The organism is Streptococcus sp. 10824, from assembly GCF_013276595.1.
GTDB lineage: Bacteria > Bacillota > Bacilli > Lactobacillales > Streptococcaceae > Streptococcus > Streptococcus pseudopneumoniae.
Genome location: NZ_VMLH01000007.1, coordinates 1 through 13,275, shown reverse-complemented (window position 1 = coordinate 13,275; position 13,275 = coordinate 1). Strand labels below are relative to the sequence as shown.

Here is a 13,275-nt window from a genome sequence, read left to right as displayed (position 1 = left end):
AGAATGAAACTAAATCGAGTAGTGGTAACAGGTTATGGAGTAACATCTCCAATCGGAAATACACCAGAAGAATTTTGGAATAGTTTAGCAACTGGGAAAATCGGCATTGGTGGCATTACAAAATTTGATCATAGTGACTTTGATGTGCATAATGCGGCAGAAATCCAAGATTTTCCGTTCGATAAATACTTTGTAAAAAAAGATACCAACCGTTTTGATAACTATTCTTTATATGCCTTGTATGCAGCCCAAGAGGCTGTAAATCATGCCAATCTTGATGTAGAGGCTCTTAATAGGGATCGTTTTGGTGTTATCGTTGCATCTGGTATTGGTGGAATCAAGGAAATTGAAGATCAGGTACTTCGCCTTCATGAAAAAGGACCCAAACGTGTCAAACCAATGACTCTTCCAAAAGCTTTACCAAATATGGCTTCTGGGAATGTAGCCATGCGTTTTGGTGCAAACGGTGTTTGTAAATCTATCAATACTGCCTGCTCTTCATCAAATGATGCGATTGGGGATGCCTTCCGCTCCATTAAGTTTGGTTTCCAAGATGTGATGTTGGTGGGAGGAACAGAAGCTTCTATCACACCTTTTGCCATCGCTGGTTTCCAAGCCTTAACAGCTCTCTCTACTACAGAGGATCCAACTCGTGCTTCGATCCCATTTGATAAGGATCGCAATGGGTTTGTTATGGGTGAAGGTTCAGGGATGTTGGTTCTAGAAAGTCTTGAACACGCTGAAAAACGTGGAGCTACTATCCTGGCTGAAGTGGTTGGTTACGGAAATACTTGTGATGCCTACCACATGACTTCTCCACATCCAGAAGGTCAGGGAGCTATCAAGGCCATCAAACTAGCCTTGGAAGAAGCTGAGATTTCTCCAGAGCAAGTAGCCTATGTCAATGCTCACGGAACGTCAACTCCTGCCAATGAAAAAGGAGAAAGTGGTGCTATCGTAGCTGTTCTTGGTAAGGAAGTACCTGTATCATCAACCAAGTCTTTTACAGGACATTTGCTGGGGGCTGCGGGTGCAGTAGAAGCTATCGTCACCATCGAAGCTATGCGTCATAACTTTGTACCAATGACAGCTGGGACAAGTGAAGTATCAGATTATATCGAAGCTAATGTCGTTTATGGACAAGGCTTGGAGAAAGAAATTCCATACGCTATTTCAAATACTTTTGGTTTTGGAGGCCACAATGCAGTTCTTGCTTTCAAACGTTGGGAGAATAGATAAGTATGAATTTAAACGATATTAAAGACTTGATGACTCAATTTGACCAGTCAAGTTTGAGAGAATTTTCTTATAAAAATGGGACGGATGAGTTGCAGTTTAGCAAGAATGAAGCGAGATCTGTGCCTGAAGTTGCAACTCAAGTCGCTCCAGCACCCGTTCTAGCAACACCGAGTCCAGTAGCTCCTACATCTGCTCCAGCAGAGACTGTAGCAGAAGAAGTTCCAGCTCCAGCTGAAGCAAGTGTGGCTACTGAGGGAAATCTTGTAGAGAGTCCACTTGTTGGAGTGGTTTACTTGGCTGCTGGACCAGATAAACCTGCCTTCGTTACAGTTGGTGATAGTGTCAAAAAAGGTCAAACATTGGTCATTATCGAAGCCATGAAAGTCATGAATGAAATCCCAGCTCCTAAGGATGGTGTGGTAACGGAAATTCTCGTCTCTAACGAAGAAATGGTTGAGTTTGGTAAAGGATTGGTACGTATCAAATGATCGATATTCAAGGAATCAAAGAAGCCCTTCCCCACCGTTATCCTATGCTTCTAGTGGACCGTGTCTTGGAAGTGAGCGAGGATACCATTGTTGCTATCAAAAATGTGACCATCAACGAGCCTTTCTTTAACGGTCATTTTCCTCAATACCCAGTTATGCCAGGTGTTCTGATTATGGAAGCCTTGGCGCAAACTGCTGGTGTGTTGGAGTTATCAAAACCTGAAAATAAAGGAAAACTGGTCTTTTACGCTGGTATGGACAAGGTTAAGTTCAAGAAGCAAGTTGTACCAGGCGACCAATTGGTTATGACAGCGACTTTTGTAAAACGTCGTGGCACCATAGCTGTGGTTGAAGCAAAGGCTGAAGTGGATGGCAAGCTTGCAGCCAGTGGTACCCTTACTTTTGCAATTGGGAACTAAGGAGGTTCTCCATGTTTCGAAAAATTTTAATTGCCAATCGTGGTGAAATTGCGGTTCGTATTATCCGTGCGGCACGTGAATTGGGGATTGCGACGGTAGCGGTTTATTCAACTGCTGATAAGGAAGCTCTTCATACGCTTTTGGCAGATGAAGCAGTTTGTATTGGTCCTGGCAAGGCAACAGAGTCTTATCTCAATATTAATGCAGTTCTATCAGCTGCAGTCTTGACTGAGGCAGAAGCTATTCACCCTGGTTTTGGATTTCTCAGTGAAAATTCCAAATTTGCGACCATGTGTGAAGAAGTAGGTATCAAGTTTATCGGTCCATCTGGTCATGTTATGGATATGATGGGGGATAAGATCAATGCGCGTGCTCAGATGATTAAAGCAGGTGTGCCTGTTATACCAGGTTCAGATGGAGAAGTGCATAACTCTGAAGAAGCTTTAATTGTTGCTGAAAAAATTGGCTATCCTGTTATGCTCAAGGCTTCAGCAGGTGGAGGTGGTAAAGGGATTCGTAAGGTTGAAAAACCAGATGACCTCGTTTCTGCCTTTGAAACTGCCTCTAGTGAGGCCAAGGCCAATTATGGCAATGGTGCCATGTACATAGAACGGGTTATCTATCCAGCTCGGCACATTGAGGTTCAAATCCTAGGTGATGAGCATGGACATGTGATTCACTTGGGTGAACGGGATTGTTCTCTTCAACGGAATAACCAAAAGGTTTTGGAAGAAAGTCCCTCGATTGCAATCGGAAAAACGCTGCGTCATGAAATAGGTGCTGCTGCTGTTCGAGCGGCAGAGTTTGTTGGCTATGAGAATGCAGGAACCATTGAATTTCTTCTTGATGAAGCAAGTAGCAATTTCTATTTCATGGAGATGAATACTCGTGTTCAGGTAGAACATCCAGTAACAGAGTTTGTTTCAGGTGTGGATATCGTTAAGGAACAGATTTGCATTGCGGCAGGTCAGCCTTTGTCTGTTAAGCAAGAAGATATTGTCCTACGCGGTCATGCCATCGAGTGTCGTATCAATGCAGAAAACCCAGCCTTTAACTTTGCTCCAAGTCCAGGTAAGATTACCAATCTCTATCTGCCAAGTGGTGGAGTTGGCTTGCGCGTGGATTCAGCAGTTTATCCAGGTTATACCATTCCGCCTTATTATGATAGTATGATTGCCAAAATCATAGTACACGGCGAAAATCGTTTTGACGCCTTGATGAAAATGCAACGTGCCCTCTATGAATTAGAGATTGAAGGAGTGCAGACCAATGCAGATTTCCAGCTTGACCTCATTTCAGATCGCAATGTCATTGCTGGGGATTATGATACTTCCTTCTTGATGGAAACCTTCTTACCTAAATATCAAGAAAAAGAATAAAATGACTTTAAGAGTTTAAACCGAAAAGGGGAATCAATGGCTCTATTTAGTAAAAAAGATAAGTATATTCGAATCAATCCCAATCGTTCGGTTAGGGAAAAACCTCAAGCTAAGCCAGAGGTTCCAGATGAATTATTTTCCCAGTGTCCAGGTTGTAAGCATACCATCTATCAGAAGGATCTGGGAAGTGAACGTATCTGTCCGCACTGTAGCTATACCTTTCGTATTTCTGCCCAAGAACGCTTGGCTTTGACGATTGATATGGGAACCTTCAAAGAATTGTTTACAGGGATTGAAAGCAAGGATCCCTTGCATTTCCCTGGTTACCAAAAGAAACTGGCATCTATGCGTGAAAAAACAGGTCTGAATGAAGCCGTTGTGACAGGAACTGCTCTTATTAAAGGTCAGACTGTGGCTCTTGGGATTATGGATTCTAACTTTATCATGGCTTCTATGGGTACGGTGGTAGGTGAAAAAATCACTCGTTTGTTTGAGTATGCGACTGTCGAAAAATTGCCAGTTGTCCTATTCACAGCCTCTGGTGGAGCCCGTATGCAGGAAGGAATCATGAGTCTCATGCAGATGGCTAAGATCTCTGCAGCGGTTAAACGCCATTCAAATGCTGGTCTCTTTTACCTGACCATTTTGACAGATCCAACGACTGGTGGTGTGACAGCTTCTTTCGCTATGGAAGGCGATATCATTCTGGCTGAACCACAGAGCTTGGTTGGTTTTGCTGGGCGTCGTGTGATTGAAAATACGGTTCGTGAAAGCTTGCCTGAGGATTTCCAAAAGGCAGAATTCCTATTAGAACATGGCTTTGTGGATGCTATTGTCAAAAGAAGAGATTTGCCAGATACGATTGCTAGCCTAGTCAAATTGCACGAAGGGAGTCCTAGATGAATATTGCAAAAATAGTCAGAGAAGCGCGTGAGCAGAGTCGTTTGACAAGCTTGGACTTTGCGACAGGCATTTTTGATGAATTTATCCAATTACACGGTGACCGTTCTTTTCGTGACGATGGTGCAGTTGTTGGTGGTATCGGCTGGCTTGGAGATCAAGCTGTAACAGTAGTTGGTATCCAAAAAGGTAAGAGTTTACAAGATAATCTAAAACGGAATTTTGGACAACCGCATCCAGAAGGCTACCGTAAGGCTCTGCGGTTGATGAAACAGGCTGAAAAGTTTGGCCGTCCAGTTGTGACCTTTATCAATACAGCAGGAGCCTATCCTGGTGTCGGAGCGGAAGAACGTGGACAGGGAGAAGCTATTGCTCGCAATCTCATGGAAATGAGTGACCTGAAAGTTCCGATTATCGCCATCATTATAGGTGAAGGTGGTTCAGGCGGGGCTCTGGCTCTAGCAGTCGCAGACCGTGTTTGGATGCTGGAAAATTCTATCTATGCCATTCTCAGCCCAGAAGGCTTTGCTTCCATTTTATGGAAGGACGGCACTCGTGCCATGGAAGCGGCAGAACTGATGAAAATCACTTCACACGAGCTGCTAGAAATGGACGTGGTGGACAAGGTGATTTCTGAAGCAGGACTTTCTAGTAAAGAACTGATTAAGAGTGTCAAAAAAGAACTCCAAACTGAGCTAGCTCTACTTTCACAAAAACAGTTAGAAGAGTTGTTGGAAGAGCGCTATCAACGGTTTAGAAAATACTAATACAAAAACTAGAACTGGCAGTCAGTTCTAGTTTTTATGTGGTTCTTACTCTGTATCAAGGACGAAGTAAAAGGTGCTTGGAAGACCAAACACCTTTTCGATTATTCATTTTCTTCAGTTACAAATTGACTAAGCAGTCCGTTGATAAAGCGGGCTGATTTTTGATCTGAAAAATTCTTAGCAAGTTCAATAGCTTCATTGACTGCTACCAGCTGAGGTGTATCAAATGATGTGATTTCAAAGATACCCAAGCGTAGTAAGTTTTTTTCGACCAAAGTCAAACGTTCAACTGTCCAGCCTGACTTGAGGTGCTGGTTGATTTGTGTATCCAACTCGTCTTTTTGCGCTTGAACACCAGAAACCAAATTTAGAAGAAAGGCTGGGATTTGCACATCTGCATCTTCACGGTCATGTGTGTAGGCAAAGCGACAAGCTGTTTCCATATCTGTGTCGAATTCAAGGCTCATAAGAGCTTGAAAAGCGACTTTACGAAGTTCGCGTCTAGATTCTAATAATGGACTAGTCATTGAGGAAGTCCTCGTTAAATAGATCTTTCAACTCTGGTTTAGGTGTTTTGTCTGGAACAATTCCTGTAACATGGATATTGACAGCAGAAAGTTCCACATCAGCCATATCATGGACAGCATCTTTGACTGCTTTTTGAATAGCAAGAGCTACTTTTGGTACTTTCACACCGTACTCAAGATAGAGATAGATGTCAGCAGTTAGCTCTGCGTTGATTTCTTTTAAGTAGACGCCACGACCAAGAGAGAGTTTTGATAGGGTGTCAGATACGGATTTATTTGAAAATGAGTGGACACCATCAACTTTAGCAGTTGCGATGGCAATGATTTTTTCAAGTACACGTGGAGCGATAACGATTTCGCCAAATTGTTCTTCAATTCCCATAGAATGACCTCTTTCTAGAGATTAGGCACGAGAAACGTAAGTTCCTTCTGCAGTGTTGATGATCAATTTTTGTCCAGCTTCGATGAAGTCTGGAACGTTGACAACAAGTCCAGTTTCCATGGTTGCTGGTTTACCAGAACCTGTAACAGTAGCACCTTTGATAGATGGTTGTGTTTCAGCAACTGTCAATTCAACAGTAGTTGGTACAGTGACACCGATTACTTCAGTTCCGTAGAATTGGATTTTCACATCAGAGTTTTCAAGGATGTAAAGCAATTCATTTTCAACGTTTACGACTGGGATTTCGTATTGGTCGTAAGTTTCAGTATTCATGAAGTAGGCAGTTTCATCCATTTTGTACAAGTATTGAGCTGGAACAGTCTCGATAATAGCTTGTTCGAATTTTTCTTCTGGACGGTAGCTTGTATCAAATGTAGAACCAGTACGGACATCACGCAATTTCATACGCATGATTGTGTTCCCTTTACCTGGTTTGTGGTGGCTAGCTTCCAAAACGCGGATCAATTTTCCGTCTGCAGTTTCAAATGTCATACCAGCTTTCAATTTGCTTGCTTCAATCATGTTTTTACCTCTTTAATAAATATTATTACTCTTCATTTTACCATAAAATCTTCTGGAAATAAAGCCAAAATAGTTATTGGGAGATGGTAGGGGAGAAAAAACCAACCTCAAGGCTGGTTTCTTTTACATATTAATCTTCTTTCAACTTCGCCAATTCCTGTGCAAGTAGTTTAAGGGCAACTTGTGGGTTGGCTTGGCCTTTGGTTGCCTTCATAAGGAATCCTGTAAAGGCCTTGTCGGCGTTACGTTTGCCTGACTTGAAGTCGGCAACAGCAGCTTCGTTATCGGCAAAGACTTGGTGGATGATTGGGATCAAGATAGCTGGATCTGAAATTTGAACCATACCTGCTTTTTCCACGTATTCACGCGCGCCACCGCCATTTTTAGCTAGATGGACAAAGACTTTCTTGGCAATCTTAGATGAAATAGTACCGTCTTCGATGATGGCAATCATTTCAACCAAGTTTTCTGGTGTCAATTCGATTTGTTCCAGTGTTTTACCTTCAGCATTCAAGAACTGAGCGACTTCCCCTTGGAGCCAGTTAGAGACTTGTTTGGCATCACCACCTAGGGCAACAGCTTTTTCAAAGAAGTCAGAAGTGACTTTATTAGCAGTCAACTGACTAGCATCGTAGTCTGATAAACCAAGGTCAGATACATAACGCGCACGACGTTCTTTTGGAAACTCTGGCAACTCAGTCCGCATTTCCTCAATCCACTCGTCAGAAATTTCAAAGAGGGGTAGGTCTGGTTCTGGGAAGTAGCGGTAGTCAGCAGCCCCTTCCTTGACACGCATGAGGATGGTTGCTTTATTCGCTTCATCGTAACGGCGTGTTTCTTGGCGGATTTGACCACCTGAGCGAAGAATTTCAGCCTGGCGTTGGACTTCGTATTCAAGACCTTTACGAACGTTTGAGAAGGAGTTGAGGTTCTTCAATTCAGTCTTGGTACCGAATTTCTCTTGACCATAAGGACGAAGAGAGATGTTGGCATCCACGCGCATAGAACCTTCTTCCATCTTAACGTCAGAAATGCCAGCGTATTGGATGACTTCCTTGAGGGCTGTCAGATAAGCGTAGGCTTCTTCAGGTGAACGCATGTCAGCTTCAGATACAATCTCAATCAAGGGCACCCCTTGGCGGTTGAGGTCAACGTAAGAGTAGCCGTCTGTACCGTGGGTGTTTTTACCAGCGTCTTCTTCTAGGTGAGCACGTTCGATACCGATTTTCTTAGTCGTACCGTCTTCTAGCTCGACTTCAATCCATCCGTTGTAGCCGATTGGCTCATCAAACTGAGAAATTTGGTAGGCTTTAGGGTTATCAGGATAGAAGTAGCTCTTGCGGTCAAAGTGCATCTTTTTGTGGATGTCCATGTTGAGGGCAAGAGCAGCCTTGATTCCGGCATCGACAACCCCTTTATTGAGAACTGGCAGAACTCCTGGGAAAGACCAGTCAATCACGTTAGTGTTGGCGTTTTGGTCATTTCCAAAGTGGGCAGAAGTAGGTGAGAAGATTTTTGAATTGGTGTTGAGCTCTACGTGGACTTCAAGTCCGATGACTGTTTCAAAGTTCATTAGTTGTCACCTCCAAAAATCACGGGTTGTTGTTTGTGGTAGTCTGTTGTTGCTTCAAAAGCAGCAGCAGCTTGGTAAATAGTTTCCTCAGAGTACTTAGGACCAATCAATTGCAGACCAACAGGTAGACCTTGAGAGAATCCAGCAGGAATCGAAATTCCTGGAAGACCTGCCAAGTTGACAGGAATTGTCAAAAGGTCAGCCAAGTACATGGCAACTGGATCGTGGTTGAGAGAATCTAAGTCATAGGCAACACTTGGTGCAGTTGGTCCTAAAATCAAGTCATAATCCGCAAAGACTTTTTCGAAATCTTGGATGATGAGAGTACGAACCTGTCCAGCTTTCTTATAGTAAGCATCGTAGTAACCTGATGAAAGGCTGAAAGTACCTAGCATGATACGACGTTTCACCTCTTCACCAAAACCTTGGCTACGGCTGTTTACATAGATTTCATCAAGATTTGTCGCATCCTCTGCGCGGTAGCCGTAACGGATACCGTCAAAGCGTTGCAAGTTTGATGAAGCTTCTGATGAAGCGATGATGTAGTATACGGCAACTCCGTATTTAGAGTGAGGAAGGCTGACTTCTTCGACGATAGCACCCAATTTTTCAAAGTGTTTGGCTGCATTCAGAATGGTTTCCTTAACCTCTGGGTCAATCCCTTCGCCTAGATATTCCTTAGGTAAAGCAATTTTCATGCCCTTGATGTCTTGACCAATTTTTGAAGTAAAGTCGGCAATGCGGACAGGGGCAGAAGTAGAGTCTTTGGCATCTTCGCAGGCAATAGCGTTGAGCAAGAGGGCATTTTCCTTAACAGTTGGTGCGAAAGGTCCGATTTGGTCTAATGAGCTACCGAAGGCAATGAGACCGAAACGAGAAACTGTTCCGTAGGTTGGTTTGAGACCAACGATCCCGTTGAAGGCAGCAGGTTGGCGGATGGAACCACCCGTATCAGAACCAAGTGACAAGCGGACTTGTCCTGAGGCTACAGCTGCAGCTGAACCACTTGATGAACCACCAGGAACCTTGCTGTGGTCCCAAGCATTTTTAGTTGCTCCGTAGTGAGAAGTCTCACCAGAACCACCCATGGCAAATTCGTCCATGTTAGTTTTTCCTACGACAATCATGCCCTTGGCTTTTGCATTAGCAACAGCTGTCGCATCAAAGATCGGCTCGTAGTTGTAGAGCATTTTTGAGGCAGCGGTTGTGAGAATACCGTCTGTAGAGATGTTATCCTTTACTGCAAGCGGAATTCCTGAAAGGACATTATCAGTGTCAATTCCAGCTTCATCAATGGCTTTAGCTTGAACAAGAGCTTGCTCTTCAGCGATGGTAACAAAAGCGTTGATAGCTGTCTCGCGAGACTTGATATCTTCAAGCGTAGCTTGTGTTAATTCTGTTGCAGAAATTTCCTTAGAGACAAGGAGATTGTGCAAGTCTTCAATGGTTTTATTGTTGAAAGTCATTAGGCATCTCCTCCATCGTCTAGGATAGCTGGTACCTTGATATAGTAGTTGTCTTTTTCAGGTACGTTTTTAAACAAGCGATCACGGTCTGTTCCTTCTTCAGCCACATCAGGGCGGAGTACGGTCTTGCGGTCAGCCATGGTCGTAGTAGGTGCGACACCAGTTGTGTCAACTTCGCCCAGCAATTCAACCATGTCAACAATTTTAGACAAGGTCGTTGCAAAGGCAGCAGTTTCTTCTTCAGAGAATTTTAATTTTGAAAGATTGGCAACGTGTGTTACCTCTTCTTGCGTAATTTTCATCTTGCATCCTTTCGTGAAATGATGATTTTTAGTCTGTTCTATTTTACCATATTTTCCTATAAATAAGGGAGGGGGAAGTGAAAAGAAATAGAAATTGAAAAAAATGCTAAAATCCGATATAATGGAGTGTTGAAAGGAATGGTAAAATCCAATGTAAAAATCATTCTTAGCTATTGAAACAAGAAAAATAGAGAATCAAAGAAAGAGAACTTATGAATATTCAAGAAGAAATTAAGAAACGTCGTACCTTTGCCATCATCTCTCACCCAGACGCGGGGAAAACAACCATCACTGAGCAGTTGCTCTACTTTGGGGGCGAGATTCGTGAGGCTGGTACCGTAAAAGGAAAGAAAACAGGGACTTTTGCCAAGTCTGACTGGATGGATATCGAGAAGCAACGTGGGATTTCGGTTACTTCATCTGTGATGCAGTTTGACTACGATGGCAAGCGCGTGAATATCCTTGACACACCAGGGCATGAGGATTTCTCAGAAGATACCTATCGTACCTTGATGGCGGTGGATGCTGCGGTCATGGTCGTGGACTCTGCCAAGGGTATCGAGGCGCAGACAAAGAAATTGTTTGAAGTTGTCAAACACCGTGGTATTCCAGTCTTTACCTTTATGAACAAGCTAGACCGTGACGGTCGTGAGCCACTGGACCTCTTGCAAGAATTGGAAGAAGTCTTGGGTATTGCGAGCTATCCGATGAACTGGCCAATCGGGATGGGGAAAGCTTTTGAAGGGCTCTATGACCTCTATAACCAACGCTTGGAGCTCTATAAGGGGGATGAGCGTTTTGCCAGTTTAGAAGATGGGGACAAGCTTTTTAGCAGCAATCCTTTCTACGAGCAGGTAAAAGATGATATTGAACTTTTAAATGAAGCTGGAAATGAGTTTTCAGAGGAAGCTATCCTTGCTGGAGAATTGACACCTGTCTTCTTCGGTTCGGCTTTGACAAATTTTGGTGTGCAGACCTTCCTTGAGACTTTCCTTAAGTTTGCTCCAGAACCACATGGACACAAGAAAACAGATGGCGAAATTGTGGATCCTTACGACAAGGATTTTTCAGGATTTGTCTTTAAAATCCAAGCCAATATGGACCCTCGTCACCGTGACCGCATTGCCTTTGTCCGTATCGTATCTGGTGAATTTGAGCGCGGTATGAGTGTTAACCTGCCTCGTACTGGTAAGGGGGCTAAACTGTCGAATGTGACTCAGTTTATGGCGGAAAGTCGTGAGAATGTAACCAATGCCGTGGCAGGTGATATCATCGGGGTTTACGATACAGGTACTTATCAGGTTGGTGACACTTTGACAGTTGGAAAAAACAAGTTTGAGTTTGAACCGCTGCCAACCTTTACTCCTGAAATTTTCATGAAAGTATCTGCTAAGAACGTTATGAAACAAAAATCTTTCCACAAGGGAATCGAGCAATTGGTGCAAGAAGGAGCTATTCAGCTTTATAAGAATTACCAAACAGGCGAGTACATGCTGGGAGCTGTTGGTCAACTTCAGTTTGAAGTCTTTAAGCACCGTATGGAAGGCGAGTACAATGCAGAAGTGGTCATGAGCCCAATGGGTAAAAAGACCGTTCGTTGGATTAAACCTGAGGACTTGGATGAACGCATGTCATCAAGCCGCAATATCTTGGCTAAAGACCGTTTCGACCAATCAGTCTTTCTCTTTGAAAATGACTTTGCTCTCCGTTGGTTTGCGGACAAGTATCCAGATGTAGAGTTGGAAGAGAAGATGTAAATCGTTACAAATGACTAGCAACATAAAGTTGCTGTCATTTGACGGTAACCGCTATGGCGGCTTACCTAAACGCTTCACTAGGAAAAATCCACGAATGGTATTGATTCGTGGATTTTTCCGTCGTAGCAGAAAGTAGGTAGCCTAGCTAACTGCCTCACTAACTGAGTTTTACAAATGGAATTGATTTGTAAAACTCAGTGTCGTAGTTCAGTAAATTTATTTGATTGTGTAACAATCTAAGTAACTAACGAGTCTGGGACAAAAGTCTAACCTTAAATATAAAAAGCGAACAAAACAAGTTATCTGACACTCAGAATTCTGTTTTGTTTGCTTTTTTGTCTAATCTATCGATTTTAAAAACTTATAATAAAGAATTCATAAAATCAAAATCTTTTTGTCCCAGACTCTAGGCGCTCCACTAGTAAAGTTTTACGAATAATATCGATTCGTAAAACTTTACGTCGTAACTGGTAGTGAGCGGTCTAGCTAACTGCCTCACTAACTACGTTTGGCAAATAGAATCGATTGGTCAAACTACGTGTCGTAGTATAACAATCGGCTTACCTAAACGCTTCACTAGGAAAAATCCACGAATAATATTGATTCGTGGATTTTTCCGTTGTAGCAGAAAGTAGGTAGCCTAGCTAACTGCCTTACTAACTACGTTTGGCAAATGAAATCGATTTGTAAAACTCCGTGTCGTAATGTAAAAATTGTAAACCGTAATGAGACTTCATCTAAAATCTCCACTGGTATGGTTTTACGAACGAATAGGCGAAAATAATGGTTACGTAGAAACATATGATGGGAATAAAAAGAAATAAGATAAAGAGTGAAAGAAGAGAAAAAAACGATTGTCTTAGGTGCAGATAATGCTTATATGGATAAAGTTGAAACAACAATAAAATCTCTTTGTGTTCATCATTATAATCTTAAGTTTTATGTTTTTAATGATGACCTTCCGCGAGAATGGTTCCAATTGATGGAAAAAAGACTAGAGACTTTGAATAGTGAGATTGTGAATGTTTAGATTGACAGTAGTATTCTGAAAGGTTATCGTCTCCCCTTTGAGGGACTTTCATATGCGGCTTTTTTAGGTACTTTATTCCAAAGTATGTAAGCGAGTCTCGTGTACTGTATTTGGATTTAGATATTGTTGTAAGAAAATCGATAGATGAGCTGTGGGATTTGGACTTGACGGCTATACCCTTAGCTGCAGTTAGAGATGATTTTTATACACATAATTTTAATTCTGGTGTTCTGTTAATCAACAATGGTATGTGGAGAGCAGAAAATGTCACGCAAGACCTGATTTAAGACACAAATAAAAAATCTTCCAATTCTCTGTTTCCGTGTCTGAAGGTTTCTTTTCCTTTCTGTTGATAGACTAGTAGCAGACGATTGATTTGTCTTTCAGAAAGATTAAGTTCGACACAGGCTTGTTTCTTTGTTTTCTTTCCTTGGGCAATAGCTGTTATAGTTATTTAGTTTTAA

16 protein-coding genes and 1 pseudogene are annotated in these 13,275 nt (G+C 42.5%); 10 read left to right on the top strand and 7 right to left on the bottom strand.

The window, feature by feature from the left end:
- Positions 1–3: 3 nt before the first annotated feature.
- The 6 genes from fabF to HT701_RS00900 are packed head-to-tail and all read left to right on the top strand — an operon-like array spanning position 4 to position 5,192.
- A complete protein-coding gene (gene fabF, locus HT701_RS00925) occupies positions 4–1,239 on the top strand; it encodes a beta-ketoacyl-ACP synthase II (RefSeq protein ID WP_000774063.1) in 1,236 nt (411 codons plus the stop codon).
- Positions 1,240–1,241: 2 nt separating this feature from the next.
- Entirely contained in the window at positions 1,242–1,727 is a 486-nt protein-coding gene (gene accB, locus HT701_RS00920) for an acetyl-CoA carboxylase biotin carboxyl carrier protein (protein ID WP_001052246.1), read from the top strand.
- Entirely contained in the window at positions 1,724–2,146 is a 423-nt protein-coding gene (gene fabZ / locus HT701_RS00915) for a 3-hydroxyacyl-ACP dehydratase FabZ (RefSeq protein ID WP_000565515.1), read from the top strand. The genes accB and fabZ overlap by 4 nt, the downstream gene beginning before the upstream one ends.
- A gap of 11 nt (positions 2,147–2,157) precedes the next feature.
- Positions 2,158–3,525, top strand: a complete 1,368-nt coding sequence (gene accC, locus HT701_RS00910) for an acetyl-CoA carboxylase biotin carboxylase subunit (RefSeq protein ID WP_000488675.1) — start codon at positions 2,158–2,160, stop codon at positions 3,523–3,525.
- Between the two features lie 36 nt (positions 3,526–3,561).
- Complete coding sequence (accD, locus tag HT701_RS00905; protein WP_172931105.1) at positions 3,562–4,428, top strand: acetyl-CoA carboxylase, carboxyltransferase subunit beta; 867 nt, start codon at positions 3,562–3,564, stop codon at positions 4,426–4,428.
- Positions 4,425–5,192, top strand: coding sequence for an acetyl-CoA carboxylase carboxyl transferase subunit alpha (locus tag HT701_RS00900; RefSeq protein WP_172931104.1), 768 nt, complete (start codon positions 4,425–4,427; stop codon positions 5,190–5,192). The genes accD and HT701_RS00900 overlap by 4 nt, the downstream gene beginning before the upstream one ends.
- A gap of 101 nt (positions 5,193–5,293) precedes the next feature.
- Here HT701_RS00900 and nusB read toward each other — a convergent pair whose 3' ends face one another.
- From nusB to gatC, 6 genes are all read right to left on the bottom strand, one after another.
- Positions 5,294–5,719: a transcription antitermination factor NusB gene (gene nusB / locus HT701_RS00895; protein WP_172931103.1), complete on the bottom strand. Its 426-nt coding sequence runs from the start codon at positions 5,717–5,719 to the stop codon at positions 5,294–5,296.
- Positions 5,712–6,101, bottom strand: coding sequence for an Asp23/Gls24 family envelope stress response protein (locus tag HT701_RS00890; protein WP_172931102.1), 390 nt, complete (start codon positions 6,099–6,101; stop codon positions 5,712–5,714). Before HT701_RS00890 ends, nusB begins: the two co-directional genes overlap by 8 nt.
- Positions 6,102–6,122: 21 nt before the next feature.
- Entirely contained in the window at positions 6,123–6,683 is a 561-nt protein-coding gene (efp, locus tag HT701_RS00885) for an elongation factor P (RefSeq protein ID WP_000568643.1), read from the bottom strand.
- Between the two features lie 130 nt (positions 6,684–6,813).
- Positions 6,814–8,256, bottom strand: a complete 1,443-nt coding sequence (gatB, locus tag HT701_RS00880) for an Asp-tRNA(Asn)/Glu-tRNA(Gln) amidotransferase subunit GatB (protein WP_001008685.1) — start codon at positions 8,254–8,256, stop codon at positions 6,814–6,816.
- A complete protein-coding gene (gene gatA / locus HT701_RS00875) occupies positions 8,256–9,722 on the bottom strand; it encodes an Asp-tRNA(Asn)/Glu-tRNA(Gln) amidotransferase subunit GatA (RefSeq protein ID WP_172931101.1) in 1,467 nt (488 codons plus the stop codon). The genes gatB and gatA overlap by 1 nt, the downstream gene beginning before the upstream one ends.
- A complete protein-coding gene (gatC, locus tag HT701_RS00870; RefSeq protein ID WP_000705411.1) occupies positions 9,722–10,024 on the bottom strand; it encodes an Asp-tRNA(Asn)/Glu-tRNA(Gln) amidotransferase subunit GatC in 303 nt (100 codons plus the stop codon). The genes gatA and gatC overlap by 1 nt, the downstream gene beginning before the upstream one ends.
- A gap of 212 nt (positions 10,025–10,236) precedes the next feature.
- Here gatC and HT701_RS00865 point away from each other — a divergent pair, with 212 nt between their 5' ends.
- The 4 genes from HT701_RS00865 to HT701_RS00855 all read left to right on the top strand — a co-directional run bounded on the left by HT701_RS00865 (position 10,237) and on the right by HT701_RS00855 (position 13,098).
- On the top strand, positions 10,237–11,781 hold the full coding sequence (locus tag HT701_RS00865; protein ID WP_001025442.1) for a peptide chain release factor 3: 1,545 nt from the start codon (positions 10,237–10,239) through the stop codon (positions 11,779–11,781).
- Positions 11,782–11,791: 10 nt separating this feature from the next.
- On the top strand, positions 11,792–11,917 hold the full coding sequence (locus HT701_RS11700; protein WP_259390943.1) for a hypothetical protein: 126 nt from the start codon (positions 11,792–11,794) through the stop codon (positions 11,915–11,917).
- A 696-nt stretch (positions 11,918–12,613) separates the two neighbouring features.
- Positions 12,614–12,811, top strand: coding sequence for a glycosyl transferase family 8 (locus tag HT701_RS00860; RefSeq protein ID WP_119920200.1), 198 nt, complete (start codon positions 12,614–12,616; stop codon positions 12,809–12,811).
- Between the two features lie 110 nt (positions 12,812–12,921).
- Positions 12,922–13,098, top strand: coding sequence for a glycosyltransferase (locus tag HT701_RS00855; protein WP_001816247.1), 177 nt, complete (start codon positions 12,922–12,924; stop codon positions 13,096–13,098).
- A gap of 26 nt (positions 13,099–13,124) precedes the next feature.
- On the opposite strand, the pseudogene HT701_RS00850 reads toward HT701_RS00855, so the two are convergent.
- Positions 13,125–13,265: pseudogene (locus HT701_RS00850) on the bottom strand (helix-turn-helix domain-containing protein); the annotation flags it as partial.
- Positions 13,266–13,275 lie beyond the last annotated feature (10 nt).